The following is a 20,949-nucleotide window of genomic DNA, read 5'->3' as shown; positions in this document are numbered from 1 at the left end:
TGCTCGATCAAACTCGTGCATGAATCTTGAATCGGATGCTCAGGATGCGCAATACCTGATCACAAATGTGACTGAAAATGACGGAGTTTGCGTGATACGGTCTCTCCGTGTTGCCAAAGCAGCGGCAGGATCAGATCGTTCGCTCGCTTCGGGCCGATGGGGCCGGGGGCGTGAAAGTGCTGGCCGAGCGGCTCGGCGTGAGTGAGGCGACGATCCGTCGCGACCTGGAGCAGCTCCATGCCGAGGGCCGGCTCACCCGGGTGTACGGCGGTGCCCTCGCGGTCGACGGCGGAGACGAGCCGTTCGCCGACGTGAACGCCGTACATGCCGCGCAGAAGGACCGGATCGCGCGGCGCGCGGCGGAGTTGGTGACCGACGGTGAGTCGGTGCTGCTCGACATCGGGACCACCGCGTTGCGGGTCGCGCAGCATCTGCACGGCCGGTCGTTGACGGTGGTGACGAGCAATCTCGCCGTCCTGGAGGAGCTGCAGAACGACGAGCAGATCGAGCTGATCGTGCTCGGCGGGTTCGTCCGGCGGAGTTACCGGTCGCTGGTGGGGTATCTGACCGAGGAGAGTCTGCGGCAGATCCACGTCGACTGGCTGTTCCTCGGGACCAGCGGCGTCCGGCCGGACGGGCGGGTGATGGACAGCACGATGATCGAGGTACCGGTGAAGCGGGCGATGATCCAGTCCGCCGACCGCGTGGTGCTGCTCGCGGATGCGACGAAGTTCCCGGGGCACGGCGTCGCGCGCGTCTGTGAGCCGGGCGAGCTGAACATGGTGGTGACCGAGCCCGACGCCGACGAGGCAACCCGGGCCCAACTGACAGAGGCAGGCGTAGAGGTGGTTTTGGCGTGAGACTGACGATCCTCGGCGGCGGTGGGTTCCGGGTGCCGCTGGTCTACCAGGCGTTGCTCGGTGACCGGGGCTCCGGCCGGATCACCTCTGTGGTGCTCTTCGACACGGACTCTTCCCGGCTCGCGTCGATCGGGGCGGTGCTGCGGCAGCAGGCCGTGTCGGTTCCGGATGCGCCGGTGGTGACCGAGACGACGGACCTGGACGAGGCGCTGCGGGGTGCGGACTTCGTGTTCTCGGCGATCCGGGTCGGTGGGCTGGAAGGGCGGACCGTCGACGAGCGGGTCGCGCTGGACCTCGGCGTACTGGGTCAGGAGACGGTCGGCGCCGGTGGGATCGCCTACGGGCTCCGGACGCTGCCGGTGGCGGTCGCGATCGCGCAGCGGGTGGCCGCGGTGGCGCCGGAGGCGTGGGTCATCAACTTCACCAACCCGGCCGGCATGGTGACCGAGGCGATGATCCCGTACCTGGGTGACCGGGTGATCGGGATCTGCGACTCGCCGTCCGGACTGGGGCGGCGGGTGGCGCTGGCGCTCGGGGTGGATCCGTCTACCGCGTTCTACGACTACGCGGGGCTGAATCACCTGGGTTGGCTGCGGGGACTCCGGTCCGGCGGGGTCGATCACTTGCCTTCGCTGTTGGAATCGGCCGATGCGCTCGCGTCCTTCGAGGAGGGGCGGCTGTTCGGGCCGGACTGGTTGCGGTCGCTGGGGTCGATCCCGAACGAGTACTTGCATTACTACTACTTCGCTCGCGAGACGCTGGCCGCCGTACAGGCTGTGCAGCAGACGCGCGGGACGTTCCTGCTCGAGCAGCAGTCCGCGTTCTACGCGGAGACGGCTCAGCATCCGGAGCAGGCGCTGGAGCTGTGGCAGAAGACCCGGGCCGAGCGTGAGTCGACGTACATGGTGGAGAGCCGTGAGGTCGCCGACGCGGGGGAGCGGGACGAGCGGGACATGGCCGCCGGCGGGTACGAGCAGGTCGCGCTGTCGCTGATGCGCGCGATCGCCCACAACGAGCGGGCATCGCTGATCCTGAACGTGCGGAACCGGGGTGTCCTGCATCACCTGGACGACGACGCGGTCGTCGAGATCCCGTGCACGGTCGACGCCAACGGTCCACTGCCGGTCACCGTGTCGCAACTGACGGATCATCAGGCCGGCCTCGTCTGCGCGGTCAAGGCGGTCGAGCGGTCCACCATCGAGGCTGCCGCCGGAGGCTCCCGAGCCGCCGCGCTGCGCGCTTTCGCGTGGCACCCGCTGATCGACTCGGTCACCGCCGCGGGCAAGCTCCTCGACGCCTACGCCGAGCAACTCCCCGGCCTGGCGCCCTTCCGGCAGTGACGGATTGGTTGCAAACCCACGGATCTGGCACAATGGCCTGCTGAGTCCGTCCAGGTTCTGTGCAGCCCTCTAACTCCACTGCCTGGCCGGCCCATTCGAGTGGTCACCCGTTGTCCCCACGACGCTGTGCTGCTCACCCAGACATGTATTCCAAGGGAGACCCCCGAAACGTGGCAGTCAAGATCCGTTTGAAGCGCATCGGCAAGAAGCGTGCGCCGCACTACCGCATCGTCGTGATGGACGCCCGGACCAAGCGCGACGGCCGGGCCATCGAGGAGATCGGCAAGTACAACCCGAAGACCGAGCCGTCGTTCATCCACGTCGAGTCGGACCGGGCGCAGTACTGGCTGAGCGTCGGCGCGCAGCCGACCGAGGCCGTCGAGGCGATCTTCAAGGCCTCCGGCGACTGGCAGAAGTTCAAGGGCGAGGCCGCTCCGGCGCCGCTGCGGGTCAAGGAGCCGAAGCGCGACAAGCAGGAGGTCTTCAACGAGGCCCTGGCCGAGGCGCACGGCACGCTGAAGACCGAGGCCGTCACCGCGAAGAAGTCCGCGGCGAAGAAGACGGCCGAGAAGAAGGACGACGCGCCGAAGGCCGCCGACGAGGCGCCCAAGGCCGACGAGGCCCCGAAGGCTGCCGACGAGGCCCCGAAGGCGGAGGCCGCTGAGGCCCCGGCCGAGGCCGCGCCGGCCGACGACGCCAAGGCCTGACCATGATGGAGACCGAGGCGCTCGAGCACCTGGTCCGAGGCATCGTGGACAACCCCGACGACGTCAGCGTCCGGGCCCGGAACCTGCGGCGTGGTCGCACGCTGGAGGTGCACGTGCACCCCGACGACATCGGCAAGGTGATCGGCCGCAACGGCCGGACCGCGACCGCGATCCGGACCGTCGTCGGTGCACTCAGCTCCGAGTCGTCGATCCGGATCGACTTCGTCGACGAGGTCAACCGGCGCCCGCGCCGCTGACTCGCAGTACTTCCTGGAGGGCCGCACCCGTCGCGGGTGCGGCCCTTCGCCATATCCTCAGGTCATCGGTAGAGCAGAAGGGTTTCGCGGGTGTTGGTGACAGTCGGGCGGATCGGCCGGCCACATGGGATCAAGGGCGAGGTCGGTGTGGACGTCCGGACGGACGAGCCGGACCGGCGGTTCGCCGACGGCGCGACCGTCGTCACAACCTCCAAGGTGCCTCGGACCCTCACCGTGGCGGCCAGCCGGTGGCACAGCGGGCGGCTGCTGGTGAAGTTCGCCGAGGTCCCGGACCGTACGGCGGCCGAGCAACTGCGCAATCTGGTCGTGCAGGCCGAGATCGACGAGGACGAGCGCCCGGAGGACCCGGACGAGTACTACGACCGCGAGCTGATCGGCCTCGCCGTTCGCACGACTGACGGCGCCGAGGCGGGCGAGGTCATCGACGTGGTCCACCTCCCCTCGCAGGACCTGCTGGAGATCCGCCGTCCGGCCGGCAACGCCGTACTGGTGCCGCTGGTCGAGCAGCTCGTTCCCGAGCTGAACGTCGACAAGCGGTACGTCGTAGTCGCGGACCGGCCCGGCCTTCTGGACCCGGAGGGCGCTGAGGTGGTCCCGACCGAGCCAGGCGCGGACTGATGAGACTGGACGTCGTCACGATCTTCCCGGAGTACCTGGCCGCACTGGACGTATCTCTGGTCGGCAAGGCGGCGAAGAGCGGTCTGCTGGCCATCCACCTGCACGACCTGCGCGAGTGGACCCACGACCGCCACCGGACCGTCGACGACACCCCGTACGGCGGTGGCGCGGGCATGGTGATGAAGCCAGAGCCGTGGGGAGACGCCCTCGACGCCATCGCACCCCCTGACGGCCCCGCACAGCCCAGACTGATCGTGCCGACCCCTGCCGGTCGCCCGTTCACTCAGGAGCTCGCGTACGAGCTTGCAGCCGAGCCATGGCTCGCCTTCGCGTGCGGCCGCTATGAGGGCATCGACGGACGCGTCACGTCGTACGCGGGGGAGCGGATGCGGGTCGACGAGGTGTCCATCGGCGACTACGTGCTCAACGGCGGTGAGGTCGCCGTTCTGGTCATGGTCGAGGCAGTTGCCCGCCTGCTGCCTGGCGTGATCGGCAACCCGGCGTCCCTGTCCGAAGAGTCGCACTCGGGTGACGGCCTGCTGGAGTACCCGGTTTACACGAAGCCGCCGAGCTGGCGCGGGTACGACGTACCGGACGTGCTGCTGTCGGGAAACCACGGCCTGATCGCCACCTGGCGTCATGAGGAGTCGGTACGGCGTACTGCCGAGCGCCGGCCTGATCTGCTCGCGGCGTGGGGCGATGCGGTCGCCGCGAAGGACGATGCGACGTCGCAGGTCCGCCTGCTGCCCGCTACCGAGGCCGACGCGGGGGAGATCCACACACTGCAGTTGGCCGCCTTCCTGTCGGAGGGACGGGCTTACGGTGACCTGTCCATCCCGCCTCTGGTGGAGGACCCGGCGGGGAGTGTCGAGCGGCTGAAGCAGGGCGGCGTACTCAAGGCTGTGGCGGGCACCAGGATCGTCGGCTCGGTCCAGGTGACCGTGGACGGCTCCGTGGCCCGGATCGGCCGGCTCATCGTCGCCCCGGACTGGCAGGGTCGTGGTCTGGGCACCCGGCTACTCCGGGTGGCCGAAAAGCTCGCGCCTGCCGAAGTCACGTCGTACGAGCTGTCGACCGGTGCGGAGAGTGACCGCAACCTCGGTCTGTACCAGAAAGCCGGTTACCGAGAGGTACGACGGGAGCGGCAGACGGCGAAGGTCGAGCTCGTCTTGCTCACCAAGCGTCGGCGCCGCCGTTGATTTCGTTGTCGCTGGGGCGGTGTGGCAAGATTGTTCGCTGCTGCCCTTCGGTGCTCCTGCCACAGGGGGTGACCACCGCTCGGCAGCATCTCGAATGACTCTCACCACCGACATTTCGTGGGTGACCTGTGGCACGCGCGAGGAAGAGACACCTGATGAGCAACATCCTGAACGAGCTCGACAACGCGAGCAAGCGCGACGACATCCCCGCCTTCCGTCCCGGTGACACCGTCAAGGTGCACGTCAAGGTCGTCGAGGGCAACCGGTCCCGCGTCCAGGTGTTCCAGGGTGTCGTCATCCGGCGCCAGGGTGGTGGCCTGCAGGAGACCTTCACGGTCCGCAAGGTCAGCTTCGGTGTCGGCGTCGAGCGGACCTTCCCGCTGCACACCCCGATCGTCGAAAAGGTCGAGGTCGTCACCCGCGGCGACGTCCGCCGGGCTAAGCTCTACTACCTGCGCGAGCTGCGCGGCAAGGCAGCCAAGATCAAGGAGAAGCGGGACGTCCCGGCCTCCTGAGCGTCTTAGCGACGACGGTCACCTATGGCGCCGAGCACTGCGACTCGCGCTCGCCCTCGCCCGGTAGCCAGGAGGGCACGTCGCAGCAAGGGACGTCACCGCAGGCTGAAGCAGCGCAACCCGCTGCTCAGTCTGCTCGTCGAGATGAGCACCGTGACGGCGCTCGCACTCGTCATCACGGTGGTACTGCGACTGTTTGTCGCGGAGGCGTTCTACGTCCCGTCGGAGTCGATGTACGACACGCTGACCACGAACGACCGGATCCTGGCCGAGAAGATCAGCTACATGCACCGCGACGTCGATCGCGGCGACATCGTCGTCTTCAAGGACCCCGGCAACTGGCTGAACGAGGAGCAGGTCGAGCCCGGTCCGTTTCGCAAGGTCGGTGAGTTCGTCGGCATCCTGCCGCGCAGCGGCGAGGGTCACCTGGTCAAGCGGGTGATCGGTATCGGCGGCGACCGGGTCATCTGCTGCGACCGGGCCGGCCGGATCACCGTGAACGGCATCCCGCTCGACGAGCAGGAGTACCTGCTCCAGGACGCCAAGCCGTCGTTGCAGCCCTTCAACGTGCAAGTACCGCCCGGCCACCTGTGGGTGATGGGCGACAACCGGGCCGAATCCGCCGACTCCCGCGCCCACATGGGCGGCCCCGGCGGCGGGTTCGTGCCGGTCGAGAACGTGGTTGGCCGGGCTTGTTGCGTAATCTGGCCGTCTGACCGGATGACGATGCTGCGTCCTCCGGAAACCTTCAAGAAGCCGGGGCTGAAGAAGTGACCGATACACCGACGAAGACGCCGGAGAAACCCGCCCATCGCTCGGGGTTCGCCGCGGCCGCCCGTGAGTTCGTCCTGATCGTGGTCGGGGCACTCATCGTCTCGTCGATCCTGCGCGCGTTCGTCGGGCAGATGTTCATCATCCCGAGCGAGTCGATGGAGAACACCCTGCTGGTCGGCGACCGTGTCGTGGTGGAGAAGCTCACCGACGTCAAGCGCGGCGACGTGGTCGTCTTCGAGGACCCGGGCGGCTGGCTCGGCCCGGAGGAGAGCGGCCAGAAGCGCGGCTCGGTCGGCCGGTTCTTCGAGGTGGTCGGCCTGCTCCCGGACTCCAGCCACGGTCACCTGATCAAGCGGCTCGTCGGTATGCCGGGCGACAAGGTCGCCTGCTGCGACGAGAGGGGCCGGCTGCTGGTCAACGGCCAGCCGCTCGAGGAGACCAGCTACCTGTACCCGGGCGATGCGCCCTCGCAGATGGAGTTCCAGGTCACCGTCCCGGCCGGACGGGTCTTCGTGATGGGCGACCACCGGTCCGCCTCCGGCGACTCCCGGGTCCACCTGAGCGACACCGATGCCGAGGGTGGCAACCCCGGCGACGCGGCCTTCGTCCCGATGGACAAGATCACCGGCCGAGCCGTCCTGGTCGTCTGGCCGGCCAGCCGCTGGAGCAAACTCGGCGTCCCCGACACCTTCAAATCCGTCCCGCCCGCGGCCGAACCGCCCCCGGCCAAACCCTCCATCTCCCTCACCGCACCCCCGAAGTGAGCGAGCCCCCGGTGCCCCAACCCTCTCCCCGCCCCCCGGCCCCGGCAGTCCTCCGCACCCACACCTCCAAGCACGCCGCCCGCTGTGGCCCAGCACCAGCCCACAAGCCCCACCGGCCTGCTGAGCGGTTCGGCTGGTGTGCTTTGGTACCAGCCTCCACACCCGGCTCACCCCGGCTGCGGCACCAGCTGTCTGGGGTGCCTAGGGTGGGATTTGTGGGTGGAGTTCGGAGGGTTGGATGAGTGCGTTGCCTCGGGGGAGTACGGTGCGGCGGGATGCCGGGTTGTACGGGTACGAGCGGGCGCTGCGCCGCGTCGGCCTGGATCCGATCGCCGGCGTGGACGAGGCCGGCCGCGGACCCTGCGCCGGTCCGCTCGTCGCCGCCGCGGTGATCCTGCCGGACGGTAAGCGCGGCCAGATCCCCGAGCTCGCCGACTCCAAGCTCCTCACCGCCAAGGCCCGCGAGCGCTGCTACGACGAGATCCGCAAGCGCGCCCTGGCCTGGTCGGTCGTCTCGATCGAGTCCACCGAGTGCGACCGCCTCGGCATGCACGTCGCGAACGTGGAGGCGCTCCGCCGCGCACTGTTCCGGCTCGACGTGCGGCCGGCGTACGTGCTGACCGACGGGTTCGGTGTGGACGGTCTCGGTGTCCCGGGCCTGGCGATCTGGAAGGGTGACCGCGTGGCGGCTTGTATCGCCGCGGCGTCTGTGATCGCGAAAGTGACCCGCGATCGGGTGATGGAGCACTGGGACCAGGTGTACCCGCAATACGGTTTCGGGATCCACAAGGGCTACTGCACGCCTGAACACCAGGCGGCACTGGACGAATACGGCCCGTGCCCGCAACACAGACGGCGGTTCGAGAATGTCCGCCGCAGTCTGCGGCCCGATATGGGACAGAATGTGACCAGTCCCACCGGAGTGGAGAGCCGATGAGCGAGCGTAGCGAGCGAACAGACAACACAGCCGCATTGGCGCTCAGGCCGGAACCGAGCGCTAGCGAGGTGGAGGCGTGAGCGCTGACGACCTCGAGAAGTACGAGACCGATATGGAGCTTCAGCTCTATCGGGAGTACAAGGACGTCGTCGGGATCTTCAAGTACGTAGTGGAGACCGAACGGCGGTTCTACCTCTGCAACGCGGTCGACCTGAAGGTCCGCACAGAGGGCGGCGACGTGTACTTCGAGGTGACGATGGCCGACGCATGGGTCTGGGACGTCTACCGTTCCGCCCGCTTCGTCAAGAACGCCAAGGTCGTCACCTTCCGCGACGTCAACATCGAAGAACTCGCCAAGTCCGACTTGGAAGTCCCGAAAGACTCCGACTTCGGCCGCTGATCCGCCCTCGATCCTGCGCACGCCGCCGCCACGGAGAGGCCGCCGGGGCCTGACGACTCCACGTGAGGCGGGGCAGACTGCGGCGTGGTTTCGGCAGAGGCGCGGAGTGTACGCCGCGAGCAGTCGTGGGCACCAGCCGGCGTCGTCCTGCTGGATGAGCCTCAGGTCGGCTGAGCCCGGTGAGGCTGACTTCTTCCGATCGCGCGGTTACGGGGTCGGGGGTGTTGGTGGTGGGGTGGTTGGGGTCAGGCGCCAGCCGGTTTCGGTGTGTTCGATGAGGGTTAGGTCGGCGAGGGTCTCCAGGCATTGTTGGGTGGTCGCCAGGTCGAGGCCGGCTGTCGTGGCGATGCGGGTGACGGGGACGGGGCTGACCACGGGAACTGCGTCGAGGGTTCGGCGGAGGTCGTGGTGGAGGTCGTCTGTCGGGCTCTTCGGGGCTTGCGGGTACGGCGTGAGGCGGGTGCCGAGCGGCGAGATCGCCTCGATGATGTCGGCCACGTTGGTGACGAGCACGGCGTCGCGTTCGCGGACCAGGAGATGGGCACCTTCGGACATGCGTGAGGTGATCGGGCCCGGTACGGCGAGCACCGCGCGACCGCACTGCTCGGCCCAGCCGGCACTGTTCAACGCGCCACTGCGAACGGCCGCCTCGATCACGACTGTGCCGAGCGTTCCCGCGGCGATCAGCCGGTTGCGGGCGAGGAACCGGAGTTTCGTCGGCGAACACCCCGGCGGCAGCTCGCTCACCACCAGCCCGTCCTCCACGATCCGGCTGAAGAGCGCCGAGTTGCTCTTCGGATAGCTGACATCAACCCCACACGCCAGCACTGCGACCGTCACACCCGAGTCAGCCAGCGCACCCCGGTGAGCCGCCGCATCGATCCCGTACGCGCCCCCGGACACCACCGTAATCCCGTTGTCCGACAGCCCGGACGCCAGCTCAGCCGCGACATGCTCGCCGTACGACGAAGACGCACGAGCACCCACCATCGCGACGGACCGCGTGAGCACCTGTCGCAGATTCGCCTGCCCTCGCACCCACAACCCGAAAGGCACTCCGGCCCGCCGCGTCAACTGCCCGGCGTCCGCGAGCACCTCCACCTGCTCCGGCCACTCGTCGTCTCCCGGGATCACGAACCGAGCGCCGGCGGCCGCCGCCCGCTCCAGATCGCGCTCCGGCTCGACCTCGGCCAGCCGAGTCGACCATCGCTCCGTCCCAGGAGCTCCCTGCTGAAGCAGTTCCCAGATCTCCAGCGCCTCAAGGCCTTCGAAGGCTTTCAACGCCGCGAGATCGCCGGGTTCGACGACCCGAGACAGTCCAGCTCGAGCCAGTCGTTCTCTGTCGTCCGCGCCGGCAACCGCCGCACCCGTCGACCCGCCGGTGCCTCCGACACCCGCTTCGTCTACCCGGGCTGAGGCTTCCTGCGCCACCCCGGACGGTGGTGCGCCACCGGCGGGAGCAGCGTGGTCTACGAGATCAGAGCTGAGGGTGCAGTTCGTGGTCATGCGGCGGTTCCTTTGAGAGGGCGAGCGTCGGCGAGGTCGGTGAGAGGCTCGCCGGTGCGGAGTTGGAAGGCTTGGTGGGTGAGCTCGACGGTGGGTAGGTCGAGGCCCTGGAGATCGGCCAGCGTCCAGGCCAGGCGGACGACGCGGTCGAAGCCGCGGGCCGTGAGTCGGCCGGCCGCGTACAAGTCTTCGAGCAATTTGTGGCTAGCGGCATCCAACGGGAACTCGCGGCGCAGGACCGGCCCTGGAACCTCGCTGTTGAGGGTCCAGCCGAGGCCGCGATAGCGAACGGTCTGTCGGTCACGAGCTCCTTGCACGCGCTGGGCCACGGTCGCTGTCGACTCGGAACTCTCGCCGTCGGCGGTCCCGCGGGCCGCTGGAAGGATCTGGCGCTGGATGTCGATGCGATCCTTGATCGGACCACTGATGCGCTGCTGATAACGCGCCAGCACCTGTGGCGTGCAGTTGCAGATCCCACCGGCTGCGCCGGCCAGCCCGCAGGGGCAAGGGTTGGCCGCAAGCACCAACATGAACCGCGCCGGGAACTTGGCGACTGCCGCCGAACGGTGCACCTCGATGTACCCCGACTCCAGCGGCTGCCTCAGGGTGTCAAGCGTCAGCGGATGCATCTCGGGCGCCTCGTCGATGAACAGGATTCCTCGGTGCGCACAGCTGATGGCTCCCGGCCGGGGCATGCCCGAGCCACCCCCGACGAGGCTGGACAGCGAAGCCGTGTGATGTGGCGCGATGAACGGCGGCCGGACCACGAGCTCGGCGTCGTTGGTCAGCAGCCCGGCCAGCGAATGCACAGCGGACACCTCCAGCGAGTCGTCCGTGCGTAAGTCCGGCATCAGCCCCGCCAGCCGTTCAGCCAGCATCGTCTTGCCCGAACCCGGCGGGCCGTGCAGGAAGAGGTGGTGACCTCCGGCCGCCGCCGCCTCGATTGCTCGCCGGCCCTCGCGCTGGCCGATGACGTCGTCCAGATCGACCTCAGGCACCCGCGTCAGCGACTCCGACAGCAACCGCGGCTCGGCCCGTGGCGGTTCCTCGTCCGGGATCTCGGTCCCGCGCAGCATCGCAACCACCTGCCGCAGCGATCGCACGCCGTACACCTCGATACCGGGGACGAGGCGCGCCTCGCCGGCGTTCAGTTCGGGCACGATGATGCGCTCGAAGCTGGATCGGGCGGCGGCCAAGGTCATCGCGAGCGCACCACGGACCTCGCGGATCCGGCCGTCGAGACCGAGCTCGCCGATGATCGCGGTCTGTCGCAACGAACCGGTCTCGATCACACCTGCCGCCGTGAGCAAGGCGCATGCGATCGCGACGTCATAGTGCGAACCCGTCTTGGGCAGCGTCGCCGGCGAGAGGCCGATGGTGACCTTGCGGTCGGGGAATCGCTCGCCGCTGTTCACCACCGCGGCGCGAACCCGGTCGCGCGCCTCGGACAAGGACGCGTCCGGAAGACCGATCAAGGTCGTCTTCGGCAGGCCTTGCGCGATGTCGGCCTCGACTTCGACCAGGTGCCCTTCGAGACCGACCAGGGCCACGGACCATGTCTGTGCGAGAGGCATCAGGCCGCGCCCCTCACGTGGTCCACGCGCGGCGGGGAGTTGTGGTCGAAGAGGATCGCGACGAAATCGATCCGGATCGTGCCTGGGTTGAGCTGGTGGGTCTGCAACCAGCGGCCGGCCAGCTTCCGCAGCGTGGTCAGCTTCCGGTAGGTGATCGACTCCAGCGGGCTGCCGTAGTTGAGCCCGCGGCGGGTCTTCACCTCACAGACGACCAGGGCGTCGCCGTCCCGCGCGACGATGTCGATCTCGCCCAGCTCGCAGCGCCAGTTGCGCTCGAGGATGACGAAACCTTCGGCCGTGAGATACCTCGCGGCGAGATCTTCGCCGTACCGCCCGACTGCGTTCTTGGTCCGCATCGATAACCACCTCCGGCTAAGAACATGCCGGGATCAGGTACCGATTCGGACGCGACTTTTTGGGTTGTGGACAACCCAAAAGGCCCGGTCAGCTGCGCATGTGTTTACCGCGGGTCGGCTTCTGCGGCGGCGTACGGACCGCGCGCAGTTCGCTCTCCGGCCGGATCGCCTGCAGCCCGCCGGTCCCAGGGTCGGTGTCGCCGATGTCGAAGTCCCAGCTGTCCTCGTTCGCCAGCCGGCTGTGCCAACGCCCGTACAGGCCGTAGATCAGCAGCCCGACGACCATCCAGATGCCGAACTTGGTCCAGGTGCTCGTTTTCAGGTTGAGCATCAGCCACAGCGTCGCGCCCAGCGACAGCAGCGGGATCAGCGGCACCATCGGCACCCGGAACCCACGCTCGAGGTTCGGCTCCGATCGGCGCAGGGTGAGTACGCCGATCGCACAGAAGGCGAAGCAGAACAGCGCGCCGATGACCAGCAGCTCCTCCAGCTCGAGCACCTTCGGATACAGCGTCAGGACCAGCGCGGCGAACCCGGCCGCGGCGGCAGCGCGCGCGGGGGAGGAGTACACGCGGCTGACTCGGCCGAGGCTCTTCGGCAGCAGACCGTCACGACCCATGTTGAACAGCACACGGCTCTGCGCGATCAGCACAACCATGATCACGGTCATCAACGCGAGCAAGGCACCCAGGTTGACCACCTTCGCGGCCCAACCCACCCCGACCGCGGCGAGCGCTTCCGAGACCGGTGCGCTGCCGCCCAGTTCGCCGTACGGGCGCATGCCGACCAGTACGACTGCCATCGCGATGTACAGGATCGTGACGGCGCCGACGCCGAGCAGCATGCCCTGCGGGACCGTCTTGCGCGGGCTGCGGGCGTCCTCCGACGCGGTCGCGATCAGGTCGAAGCCGATGTAGGCGAACACGATCGAGCTGGCCGCGGTGAAGATGCCCATCATGCCGAACGAGCCGAACGACGAGTCGAGGATCCAGCCGAGCAAGGTCGGACTGGCCGTCGCGGGCGCGGCTCTGGCCATCGGCACGAACGGCTGGTAGTTGGCCGTGTCGATGTGCATCGCACCGACGACCACGACCAGCAGGATCACGGCGACCTTCGCGATCACCACGACGGTCAACACCCGGGCCGACAGCTTCGTGCCGGTGACGATCATCGCGGTCAGGACCAGCAGCAGCAGCGGCGCGACCAGGTTGACCTTGGCGTCGGGCCCGAAGAACTGGGCGATATTGGCGGGCAGCGTCACGCCGAATCCGTCCAGGGTGGCCAGGAAGTACGCCGACCAGACGCGCGCGACGATCGCGGCGGCGGTGACCAGTTCCAGCACCAGCGCCCAGCCGACCAGCCAGGCCCACATCTCGCCGAACGTCACATAGCTGAAGGTGTAAGCGCTACCCGAGACCGGGATGGTGGACGACAGTTCGGCGTAACAGGCCGCGGCCAGCACACACACGATCGCCGCGATGACGAACGACAGGATCACGGCAGGACCGGCGACCTTGGCCGCCTGGTTGCCGCTGATGCTGAAGATGCCGGACCCGATCATCACGCCTAGGCCGAGTACGACCAGGTCGCGACGACCGAACAAGCGCGGCAGACGGTGCCGTGCGTCCTCGACTCGAGTGAACGCCGACTCGACCGGCAGGCGCCGGCCTACGGTCTGTCCGTTCGCTGAGGGGGCCATGGTCAGGGGTGCCTCCGTTGCTACTAGGGCAATCGGGCCGAACAGTAGTCGACCGTCGGGCTATCGACCAGACCTCCTCTCATCGGCCCCCGCGCGGTGGCTTGCGATGCCGGGTCCGCTCCCGCATGGTCGAGGCATGGCGCCGGACGAAGTCGGTACGAATCCTTCCTGGCCGGAAGGTTTCACAGTGTTACTGACTGACTACGAAAGGCATCTGACGGCGGAGAGGGACCTCAGCAGACATTCGGTCAGAGCGTACCTTGGAGACGTCGCGGATTTAGTCGAACATTTGATTCGGCTTGGTCACGATGATCTCGAGGGCCTGGACATCCGCGGTCTGCGTTCCTGGCTGGCCAAACAGCAGAGCCTCGGGAAGTCGCGGAGCACGATGTCGCGCCGGGCGACCGCCGCGCGTGTCTTCACCGCGTGGGCGCAGCGGACCGGGCGGATCAGCGCGGATCCCGGCGCACTGCTGGCGAGTCCACGGCCGCACAAGAGCCTGCCCGGCGTACTGGGACAGGCCGATACGCGAGCGGTGCTGGATGCGGCGGCCGTTGCGGCCGACGACGGCAGTCCGATCGGTCTGCGCGATCTGGCCATCATGGAACTGCTCTACGCGACCGGCATCCGCGTCGGCGAACTCTGCGCACTCGACGTCGACGACATCGACCCGTCGCGGCGGGTGGTCCGCGTGTTCGGCAAGGGTCGCAAGGAACGGTCGGTCCCGTACGGCGTGCCGGCCTCGGACGCGCTGCGCCGCTGGCTGGACGAGGCGCGGCCACAGTTGGCCCGGTCGGGGAGTGGTCCTGCGGTGTTCCTCGGAGCTCGCGGCGGCCGGATCGATCAGCGTGCGGTACGGCGCCTTGTGCACGAGCGGATCGGGGTCGTCGACGCGCCGGACCTGTCGCCGCACGGGCTCCGCCACACGGCCGCAACCCATCTGCTGGAGGGTGGCGCCGACCTCCGCAGTGTGCAGGAACTCCTCGGTCACGCGTCGCTGGCGACGACGCAGATCTACACCCACATCTCCTCCGATCGGCTGCGGCGGGCCTACGAACAGGCGCATCCGCGAGCTTGAGGTTCGCTCGCCGCCGGCCCGCTCGAGGTGTGTGTCGGTGGTGGGATGCGGCGCAGTGGTGGGGGAATGCGGCAGACTGCGGGGCATGCGGGTTTCGGCGAAGTCTGACTATGCGTTGCGGGCGCTGATCGAGATCACTCAGCGCTGGGTGGCCAACGACCCCTCGGTCGTGTCGGCCGAGGAGCTCAGCCGCGCGCAGGGGATTCCGCACGGCTTCCTGCAGGGGATCCTGGCCGACCTCCGGCGCGCGGGCGTGCTGGCGAGCCAGCGCGGGCAGTCCGGCGGGTGGAAGCTGGCCGTCGATCCGAACGAGATCTCCGTCGCCGACGTGATGCGTGCGGTCGACGGGCCGATCGTGAGCATCTCCGGCGTACGGCCCGAGAGCGTCGCGTACAACGAGCGCGCTGTCGTGCTGCAGCGTGTCTGGATCGCGGCCCGCGCGAGTCTGCGGGATGTGCTTGAGCACACCACGCTGATCGACCTCGCCAAGGGCAAGCTTCCGGCCGGTGTCGAACGGCGGTCTCGGGACGAAGACGCGTGGCAGGCCCGCGTCCCCGGCAGCTGACAGCTGCTGGCTGGTGGCGATCGGCTGTGGTCGCTGGGTGAAGGTCACCTGGCGGGTCACCTGTCCGCCTAGTGCCGTCTGATCAGCAGGCCGGCTGCGAGGGTCAGGGCTGCCGTGGTGGCGACGACGGCTGCGGCTGTTCGTTCGCCTGTCGCGGGCGACGCGTTGGCGAGGGCGCGAGGTTGGGGCGCGCCTGAGCCCGAGGTATCCCAGACGGGTGATCCTGCGCCTGGCGCGTCGTTGCCGGGTGGTTCTGCACCCGGTGGGTGCGAGTCGGCGAGGGCTGCACGCGGTGGTGCTGCGCCGGGTTGGTCGGCATCGGGTGGTGGGTTGGCTTGGGTGTCTCGGGAATGGGCGAGGGGGAGTAGGCGGACTGGGCGGTTGGGGAGGAGGGTGAGGGGGTTGAGGTACTGCTTGCCCTGGATTAGGCCCCAGTGGAGGCAGGTTTCGGGTGCGCAGTGGGAGCCGGCGGCGGAGAGGTAGCCGATGACTGTTCGCGGGGTGACGGCGGAGCCGACGGTCATTGAGGGGACGACTGGCTCGTAGGTGGTGCGGTGTGGGCCGGTGGAGATGACGACTACGCCTCGGCCTGCGAGTTGGCCGGCGTACGTGATCGTGCCGGAGGTGGCGGCGAGGACGGGCTGGCCGGGGGAGCCGGACAGGTCGACGCCGCGGTGGCCGGGGAGCCAGGGCTTGGCGGGGAGGTCGAAGCCGCGCACGACTCGAGGTCTTGGGTGCAGGGGCCAGGTGGCCGCTTGCGGTTGGGTGAGTGGGGGCGGGATTGCCGCGGCGGGTGCGACGGCTGGCGCGGCCAGGGCGGTGCGCGGTGGCGCAGGCGCGGGAGTGAGGCGTGGTGCGGTCAGGGCGGCCAGGGGTGGGGCGGCTGTGGTTGGGAGGGGTGGGTTGGGTGCGGCTAGGGGGAGGGCGGCGACGGGGAGGGTGGTGAGGAGGAAATGGAATGGGTTCATGGTTGGAAGATGCCGTGGGGGTGGGGGGTTGCGGAGGGTGAGTTGGGGGGCTGTGGACAAGTGGGGGCCGGTTCGCTTCGGGGTGGGGTGGTCCCGTACACTTCCGGTGGCGTCCCATGCGAGTGGGACGACTTCGCACGCCCGCATACCTGTGCGTTCCCCTCGGTCCCGGTTCACGCCGGGATGGGTGCGCACACCGGGCGTCAGGCGCGGCGGACCACCCGGTCCGGCGCGGGACAACCGAGACAGCGCCGATCGGACCGGGTAGCCCGGCCACGGCGCGACAGGAGGAAACACCTCATGGCCGTCGTGACCATGAAGCAGCTGCTCGAGAGCGGCGTGCACTTCGGGCACCAGACCCGGCGCTGGAACCCGAAGATGAAGCGCTACATCCTCACCGAGCGCAACGGCATCTACATCATCGACCTGCAGCAGTCGCTGTCGTACATCGACCGCGCCTACGAGTTCGTCCGGAGCACCGTCGCCTCCGGCGGCGCGATCCTGTTCGTCGGTACCAAGAAGCAGGCCCAGGAAGCGATCGCCGAGCAGGCGACGCGGGTCGGCATGCCGTACGTGAACCAGCGCTGGCTGGGCGGCATGCTCACCAACTTCCAGACCGTGAACAAGCGGCTCCAGCGGCTCAAGGAGCTCGAGCTCATCGACTTCGACGACGTGGCCGCCTCCGGCGTCACGAAGAAGGAGCTGCTGCAGAAGCGGCGCGAGCACGACAAGCTGCTGAAGACCCTCGGCGGTATCCGCGACATGGCCCGGGTTCCGGCCGCCGTGTGGATCGTGGACACCAAGAAGGAGCACCTCGCGGTCGACGAGGCGCGCAAGCTGAAGCTGCCGATCATCGGCATCCTGGACACCAACTGCGACCCGGACGAGGTCGACTTCCCGATCCCGGGCAACGACGACGCGATCCGCTCGGTCGGCCTGCTGACCCGCGTGGTCGCCGACGCCGTCGCCGACGGTCTGATGTCGCGTGGTGGCCAGGGCGCTGCCGCGGCCGGCGAGGAGCTGGGCGCCGAGGAGCCGCTGGCTGCCTGGGAGCGGGAGCTGCTGGAGAGCCAGAACGGCACCACCGAGGCGAAGGCGACCGAGGCGAAGACCGCCGAGGCCCCGGCCGCGGAGGCCACCGAGGTCAAGGCCGAGGAGACCCCGGCCGCCGAGGCCCCGAAGGCCGAAGAGGCTCCGAAGGTCGACGAGACCCCCAAGGCCGAGGACGCCCCGAAGGCTGACGAGGCCCCGAAGGCCGACGAGGCCTGACAGCCCTGAGTGCCGCCCGGCCCAGGCCGGGCGGCACCACCCAAGGCCCAAGCACCGGGCCCCAAGCACCGGCCGCAAGCACCGGGCCGTGAGCCCCGGGCCCAAAGCACGGGCCCAAGGCACCAGGGCCGAAGCCCTAAGGCCGAAGCACCAGGCCCAAGGCATCAGCCCAGGCACCAGGCCCCAAAGCACCAGGCCGAGTGGGCACCGCGGACTCCCGCGGAAACCCGCCGAATCCAGCAGGCCGCCCATCCAGCCGCACCGACAAGACGAGAGAACGAGGAATGGCGAACTACACCGCCGCTGACGTGAAGAAGCTCCGCGACGCCACCGGCGCGGGCATGATGGACGCGAAGAAGGCGCTCGAGGCGACCGACGGCGACTTCGAGAAGGCGATCGAGGAGCTGCGCATCAAGGGCGCGGCCAAGGCCGCCAAGCGTGGCGCCGAGCGCTCCGCCACCAACGGCCTGGTGGCCGCGGCGGAGAACGCGCTGGTCCAGCTCAACTGCGAGACCGACTTCGTCGCCAAGAACGAGCAGTTCCAGCAGCTGGCCGCCGACATCGTCGCGCACGCCGCCGCGAGCAAGGTGGGCGACGTCGAGGGCCTGCTGAGCGAGAAGCTGGCCGACGGCAAGAGCGTCGCCGAGAACATCGAGGCCCTGGCCGCTGTCATCGGCGAGAAGCTCGAGCTCGGCAAGGTGGCCGTCTTCGACGGCAAGGTCGCCGCGTACATGCACAAGCGTGCCGCGGACCTGCCGGCGCAGGTCGGCGTACTGGTCGAGTTCGAGGGCGACAACGTGGACGCCGCCCGCGGTGCTGCCATGCAGGCCGCCGCGATGCGCCCGCTGTACACCACCCGCGACGAGATCCCGGCCGAGACTGTCGAGAGCGAGAAGCGGATCGCCGAGGCGACCGCCCGCGAGGAGGGCAAGCCGGAGCAGGCCCTGCCGAAGATCGTCGAGGGCCGGGTGAACGGCTTCTTCAAGGAGGTCGTGCTGCTCGAGCAGCCGTCGGTCCAGGAGAGCAAGAAGACCGTGAAGGCCGTGCTGGACGAGGCCGGCGTGACCGTGAAGCGGTTCGCCCGCTTCGAGGTCGGCGCCTGATCGCAGGCAAGGACTGACAGCCGACAGCGAACGCAGCATCATCGACGAGGAGGCCGGAATCGTGACGGAAGCCCTGGGTACCGAGACGAGTCCGGCCTCTTCGCCGCATCTCCCGGCCTATCACCGGGTGCTGCTCAAGCTGTCGGGTGAGGTGTTCGGCGGCGGCAAGCTCGGCGTCGACCCCGACGTGGTGAACTCGATCGCCAAGCAGATCGCCGACGTGGCCCGGTCCGGTGTCCAGGTCGCCGTGGTGGTCGGCGGCGGCAACTTCTTCCGCGGCGCGGAACTGCAGCAGCGCGGGATGGAGCGCAACCGGGCCGACTACATGGGCATGCTCGGCACCGTGATGAACTGCCTGGCCCTGCAGGACTTCCTGGAGAAGCTCGGTATCGAGACCCGGGTGCAGACCGCGATCACGATGGGGCAGGTCGCCGAGCCGTACATCCCGCGCAAGGCCGAGCGGCACCTGGAGAAGGGCCGCGTGGTGATCTTCGGCGCCGGTTCCGGTATGCCGTACTTCTCCACCGACACGGTCGCCGCGCAGCGGGCCCTGGAGATCGGCGCCGAGGCGCTGCTGATGGGCAAGCAGGGTGTGGACGGGGTGTACGACTCCGACCCGAAGAAGAACCCGGACGCGGTGAAGTTCGACCAGCTCTCGTACGACGACTTCCTGGCCCGGGGCCTGCGGGTGGCCGACGCCACCGCGATCAGCCTGGCCCGGGACAACGCGCTGCCGATCGTCATCTTCGGCCTCGAGGAGGGCAACATCGCCCGGGTCGTCAGCGGCGAGAAGATCGGCACGGTCGTCTCCCCGGGGCAGTAGTCCGGGTACGCCGTACGGCCCGCGACACGCCGGGTGAGCCGGGGCGGGCCGTCGTACCCGAGGACCGGGATCGGCCCGGCCGGGGACAAGCACTAGGATCGTTCGACACGGGCGGTGACGCCCGTGGTCTGGTAGACCTGCGTTCGTAGGGTTCCTGTGTTCGCAGGTTTGGAGTGGCCGCGCCGAGGCGGCCCTGAGGAAGCGAGGAATGTCGTGATCGACGAAGCTCTCCGCGAAGCCGAGCAGAAGATGGCGAAGGCCGTGGAGGTCGCGAAGGACGACTTCGCCGCGATCCGCACCGGCCGGGCCCACCCGCAGATGTTCGCGAGCCTGCTGGCCGACTACTACGGCAGCCCGACGCCGCTGCAGCAGCTGGCCGGTTTCCAGGTGCCCGAGCCCCGGACCGTGCTGATCTCGCCGTACGACAAGGGTGCGATGGCGGCGATCGAGAAGGCGATCCGCGACTCCGACCTGGGCGTCAACCCGGGCAACGACGGCGCGGTGATCCGGGTGGTGATGCCGCAGCTGACCGAGGAGCGGCGCAAGGAGTACATCAAGGTCGCCAAGACCAAGGCCGAGGAGGCCAAGGTCTCGATGCGCAACATCCGCCGGCACGCGATGGATCAGGTGCACAAGACCGTCAAGGACGGCGACGCGGGTGAGGACGAGGGGAAGAGTGCTGAGAAGCGGCTCGACGGGTTGACGAAGAAGTACGTCGACTCGATCGACGAGCTGCTCAAGCACAAGGAAGCCGAACTGCTCGAGGTGTGATGGGCGTCGAGAGCACGCCCGCGCCGAGTCCCAGCCCGAGCCGCGCCGGCCGCAACCTGCCGGCGGCGATCGCGGTCGGTGTCGGTCTCGGCGCGCTGATCCTCGGATCGCTGTTCTGGCAGAAGGTCCTGTTCACCGTCCTGGTGCTGGCCGTCGTGCTGCTCGCCGTCGACGAGATGATCAAGGCCCTGCGGACAGGCGGCGCGGTCATTCCGCGGGTCCCGCTCTTCGTCGGTACGGCGGCCATGCTGGTGGCGGCGTACTTCGGTGGACCGATGGCGCTGCTGGTCGCGATGGCGGTCACGGTGCTGGCGACGATCTTCTGGCGGATGCCGGGCGGTTCGGTCGGGTTCGTCCGCGACACCAGCGCCGGGGTGTTCCTGATCGGCTACGTCCCGCTGCTGGCCGGGTTCGCGATCCTGCTGGTCCAGCCGGAGGCGGACGGTCCGCAGCGGGTGGTGACGTTCTTCCTGGTCGTGGTCGCCAGTGATGTCGGCGGGTACGCGGCCGGTGTGCTGTTCGGTAAGCATCCGATGGCGCCGACGATCAGCCCGAAGAAGTCCTGGGAGGGCTTCGCGGGCTCGACGCTCGGCTGTATCGGCGCCGGAATCGGTGCGGTCGTCTGGCTGCTGGACGGGCACTGGTGGGCCGGCGCGATCATCGGCGCGGTCGCTGTCTGCACCGCGACCGTGGGCGATCTCGGCGAGTCGATGATCAAGCGCGACCTCGGCATCAAGGACATGTCCAACCTGCTGCCCGGTCACGGCGGCGTGATGGACCGGCTGGACTCCTTGCTGGCCACGGCTCCGGCTGTGTGGCTGTTGTTGCACCTACTCGTCTGATGA

General features: G+C 68.7%; 23 protein-coding genes. 18 read left to right on the top strand and 5 right to left on the bottom strand.

Annotated features, from left to right (window positions below; translation table 11 throughout):
• Positions 1–107: 107 nt before the first annotated feature.
• From ACGFIF_RS22540 to ACGFIF_RS22490, 11 genes are all read left to right on the top strand, one after another.
• A complete protein-coding gene (locus ACGFIF_RS22540; RefSeq protein WP_393156977.1) occupies positions 108–860 on the top strand; it encodes a DeoR/GlpR family DNA-binding transcription regulator in 753 nt (250 codons plus the stop codon).
• Positions 857–2,200, top strand: a complete 1,344-nt coding sequence (locus ACGFIF_RS22535) for a 6-phospho-beta-glucosidase (RefSeq protein WP_393156975.1) — start codon at positions 857–859, stop codon at positions 2,198–2,200. Before ACGFIF_RS22540 ends, ACGFIF_RS22535 begins: the two co-directional genes overlap by 4 nt.
• Before the next feature lie 170 nt (positions 2,201–2,370).
• Positions 2,371–2,907, top strand: coding sequence for a 30S ribosomal protein S16 (rpsP, locus tag ACGFIF_RS22530; RefSeq protein WP_393156973.1), 537 nt, complete (start codon positions 2,371–2,373; stop codon positions 2,905–2,907).
• Positions 2,908–2,912: 5 nt separating this feature from the next.
• Positions 2,913–3,164, top strand: coding sequence for an RNA-binding protein (locus tag ACGFIF_RS22525; protein ID WP_393157656.1), 252 nt, complete (start codon positions 2,913–2,915; stop codon positions 3,162–3,164).
• Positions 3,165–3,254: 90 nt separating this feature from the next.
• Positions 3,255–3,803, top strand: coding sequence for a ribosome maturation factor RimM (gene rimM, locus ACGFIF_RS22520; protein ID WP_393156972.1), 549 nt, complete (start codon positions 3,255–3,257; stop codon positions 3,801–3,803).
• Positions 3,803–5,002 (top strand): tRNA (guanosine(37)-N1)-methyltransferase TrmD, encoded by a 1,200-nt coding sequence (trmD, locus tag ACGFIF_RS22515; RefSeq protein WP_393156970.1) that lies wholly within the window; start codon positions 3,803–3,805, stop codon positions 5,000–5,002. Before rimM ends, trmD begins: the two co-directional genes overlap by 1 nt.
• Before the next feature lie 155 nt (positions 5,003–5,157).
• On the top strand, positions 5,158–5,517 hold the full coding sequence (gene rplS / locus ACGFIF_RS22510) for a 50S ribosomal protein L19 (protein ID WP_131355015.1): 360 nt from the start codon (positions 5,158–5,160) through the stop codon (positions 5,515–5,517).
• Between the two features lie 144 nt (positions 5,518–5,661).
• Positions 5,662–6,291 (top strand): signal peptidase I, encoded by a 630-nt coding sequence (gene lepB, locus ACGFIF_RS22505; RefSeq protein WP_393156969.1) that lies wholly within the window; start codon positions 5,662–5,664, stop codon positions 6,289–6,291.
• Entirely contained in the window at positions 6,288–7,055 is a 768-nt protein-coding gene (lepB, locus tag ACGFIF_RS22500) for a signal peptidase I (RefSeq protein ID WP_393156968.1), read from the top strand. The genes lepB (ACGFIF_RS22505) and lepB (ACGFIF_RS22500) overlap by 4 nt, the downstream gene beginning before the upstream one ends.
• 238 nt (positions 7,056–7,293) lie before the next feature.
• Entirely contained in the window at positions 7,294–7,992 is a 699-nt protein-coding gene (locus ACGFIF_RS22495) for a ribonuclease HII (RefSeq protein WP_393156967.1), read from the top strand.
• A 76-nt stretch (positions 7,993–8,068) separates the two neighbouring features.
• Positions 8,069–8,392 carry a DUF2469 domain-containing protein gene (locus tag ACGFIF_RS22490; RefSeq protein ID WP_012922325.1) on the top strand — a complete coding sequence of 108 codons (324 nt, stop codon included), beginning with the start codon at positions 8,069–8,071 and terminating at the stop codon, positions 8,390–8,392.
• A 207-nt stretch (positions 8,393–8,599) separates the two neighbouring features.
• Here the strand turns inward: ACGFIF_RS22490 and dprA are convergent, their stop codons facing one another.
• From dprA to ACGFIF_RS22470, 4 genes are all read right to left on the bottom strand, one after another.
• A complete protein-coding gene (gene dprA / locus ACGFIF_RS22485; RefSeq protein ID WP_393156966.1) occupies positions 8,600–9,898 on the bottom strand; it encodes a DNA-processing protein DprA in 1,299 nt (432 codons plus the stop codon).
• Positions 9,895–11,472, bottom strand: a complete 1,578-nt coding sequence (locus tag ACGFIF_RS22480) for a YifB family Mg chelatase-like AAA ATPase (RefSeq protein WP_393156965.1) — start codon at positions 11,470–11,472, stop codon at positions 9,895–9,897. Before ACGFIF_RS22480 ends, dprA begins: the two co-directional genes overlap by 4 nt.
• Positions 11,472–11,828, bottom strand: coding sequence for a YraN family protein (locus ACGFIF_RS22475; protein ID WP_393156963.1), 357 nt, complete (start codon positions 11,826–11,828; stop codon positions 11,472–11,474). Before ACGFIF_RS22475 ends, ACGFIF_RS22480 begins: the two co-directional genes overlap by 1 nt.
• Before the next feature lie 88 nt (positions 11,829–11,916).
• Positions 11,917–13,527, bottom strand: coding sequence for an APC family permease (locus tag ACGFIF_RS22470; RefSeq protein ID WP_393156961.1), 1,611 nt, complete (start codon positions 13,525–13,527; stop codon positions 11,917–11,919).
• Positions 13,528–13,663: 136 nt separating this feature from the next.
• Here ACGFIF_RS22470 and ACGFIF_RS22465 point away from each other — a divergent pair, with 136 nt between their 5' ends.
• Positions 13,664–14,605 carry a tyrosine recombinase XerC gene (locus ACGFIF_RS22465; protein ID WP_393156959.1) on the top strand — a complete coding sequence of 314 codons (942 nt, stop codon included), beginning with the start codon at positions 13,664–13,666 and terminating at the stop codon, positions 14,603–14,605.
• 85 nt (positions 14,606–14,690) lie between these two features.
• Positions 14,691–15,170, top strand: a complete 480-nt coding sequence (locus tag ACGFIF_RS22460; RefSeq protein ID WP_393156958.1) for an RrF2 family transcriptional regulator — start codon at positions 14,691–14,693, stop codon at positions 15,168–15,170.
• Between the two features lie 68 nt (positions 15,171–15,238).
• Here the strand turns inward: ACGFIF_RS22460 and ACGFIF_RS22455 are convergent, their stop codons facing one another.
• Positions 15,239–16,138, bottom strand: a complete 900-nt coding sequence (locus tag ACGFIF_RS22455) for a peptidoglycan DD-metalloendopeptidase family protein (protein ID WP_393156955.1) — start codon at positions 16,136–16,138, stop codon at positions 15,239–15,241.
• Positions 16,139–16,438: 300 nt separating this feature from the next.
• On the opposite strand from ACGFIF_RS22455, the gene rpsB reads away from it, so the two are divergent.
• The 5 genes from rpsB to ACGFIF_RS22430 all read left to right on the top strand — a co-directional run bounded on the left by rpsB (position 16,439) and on the right by ACGFIF_RS22430 (position 20,946).
• Positions 16,439–17,407: a 30S ribosomal protein S2 gene (gene rpsB / locus ACGFIF_RS22450; protein WP_393156953.1), complete on the top strand. Its 969-nt coding sequence runs from the start codon at positions 16,439–16,441 to the stop codon at positions 17,405–17,407.
• Positions 17,408–17,691: 284 nt separating this feature from the next.
• Positions 17,692–18,510 (top strand): translation elongation factor Ts, encoded by an 819-nt coding sequence (gene tsf / locus ACGFIF_RS22445; RefSeq protein ID WP_393156950.1) that lies wholly within the window; start codon positions 17,692–17,694, stop codon positions 18,508–18,510.
• Positions 18,511–18,571: 61 nt separating this feature from the next.
• Positions 18,572–19,333 (top strand): UMP kinase, encoded by a 762-nt coding sequence (pyrH, locus tag ACGFIF_RS22440; protein WP_393156949.1) that lies wholly within the window; start codon positions 18,572–18,574, stop codon positions 19,331–19,333.
• A gap of 216 nt (positions 19,334–19,549) precedes the next feature.
• Positions 19,550–20,104: a ribosome recycling factor gene (gene frr / locus ACGFIF_RS22435; protein ID WP_199238482.1), complete on the top strand. Its 555-nt coding sequence runs from the start codon at positions 19,550–19,552 to the stop codon at positions 20,102–20,104.
• Entirely contained in the window at positions 20,104–20,946 is an 843-nt protein-coding gene (locus tag ACGFIF_RS22430; RefSeq protein ID WP_393156947.1) for a phosphatidate cytidylyltransferase, read from the top strand. Before frr ends, ACGFIF_RS22430 begins: the two co-directional genes overlap by 1 nt.
• Positions 20,947–20,949: the final 3 nt, after the last annotated feature.

The sequence above is a fragment of the Kribbella sp. NPDC049174 genome, assembly GCF_043197365.1.
GTDB lineage: Bacteria > Actinomycetota > Actinomycetes > Propionibacteriales > Kribbellaceae > Kribbella.
The sequence above is the reverse complement of the archived record's forward strand: the minus strand, read 5'-3'. Positions and strand labels throughout refer to the sequence as shown.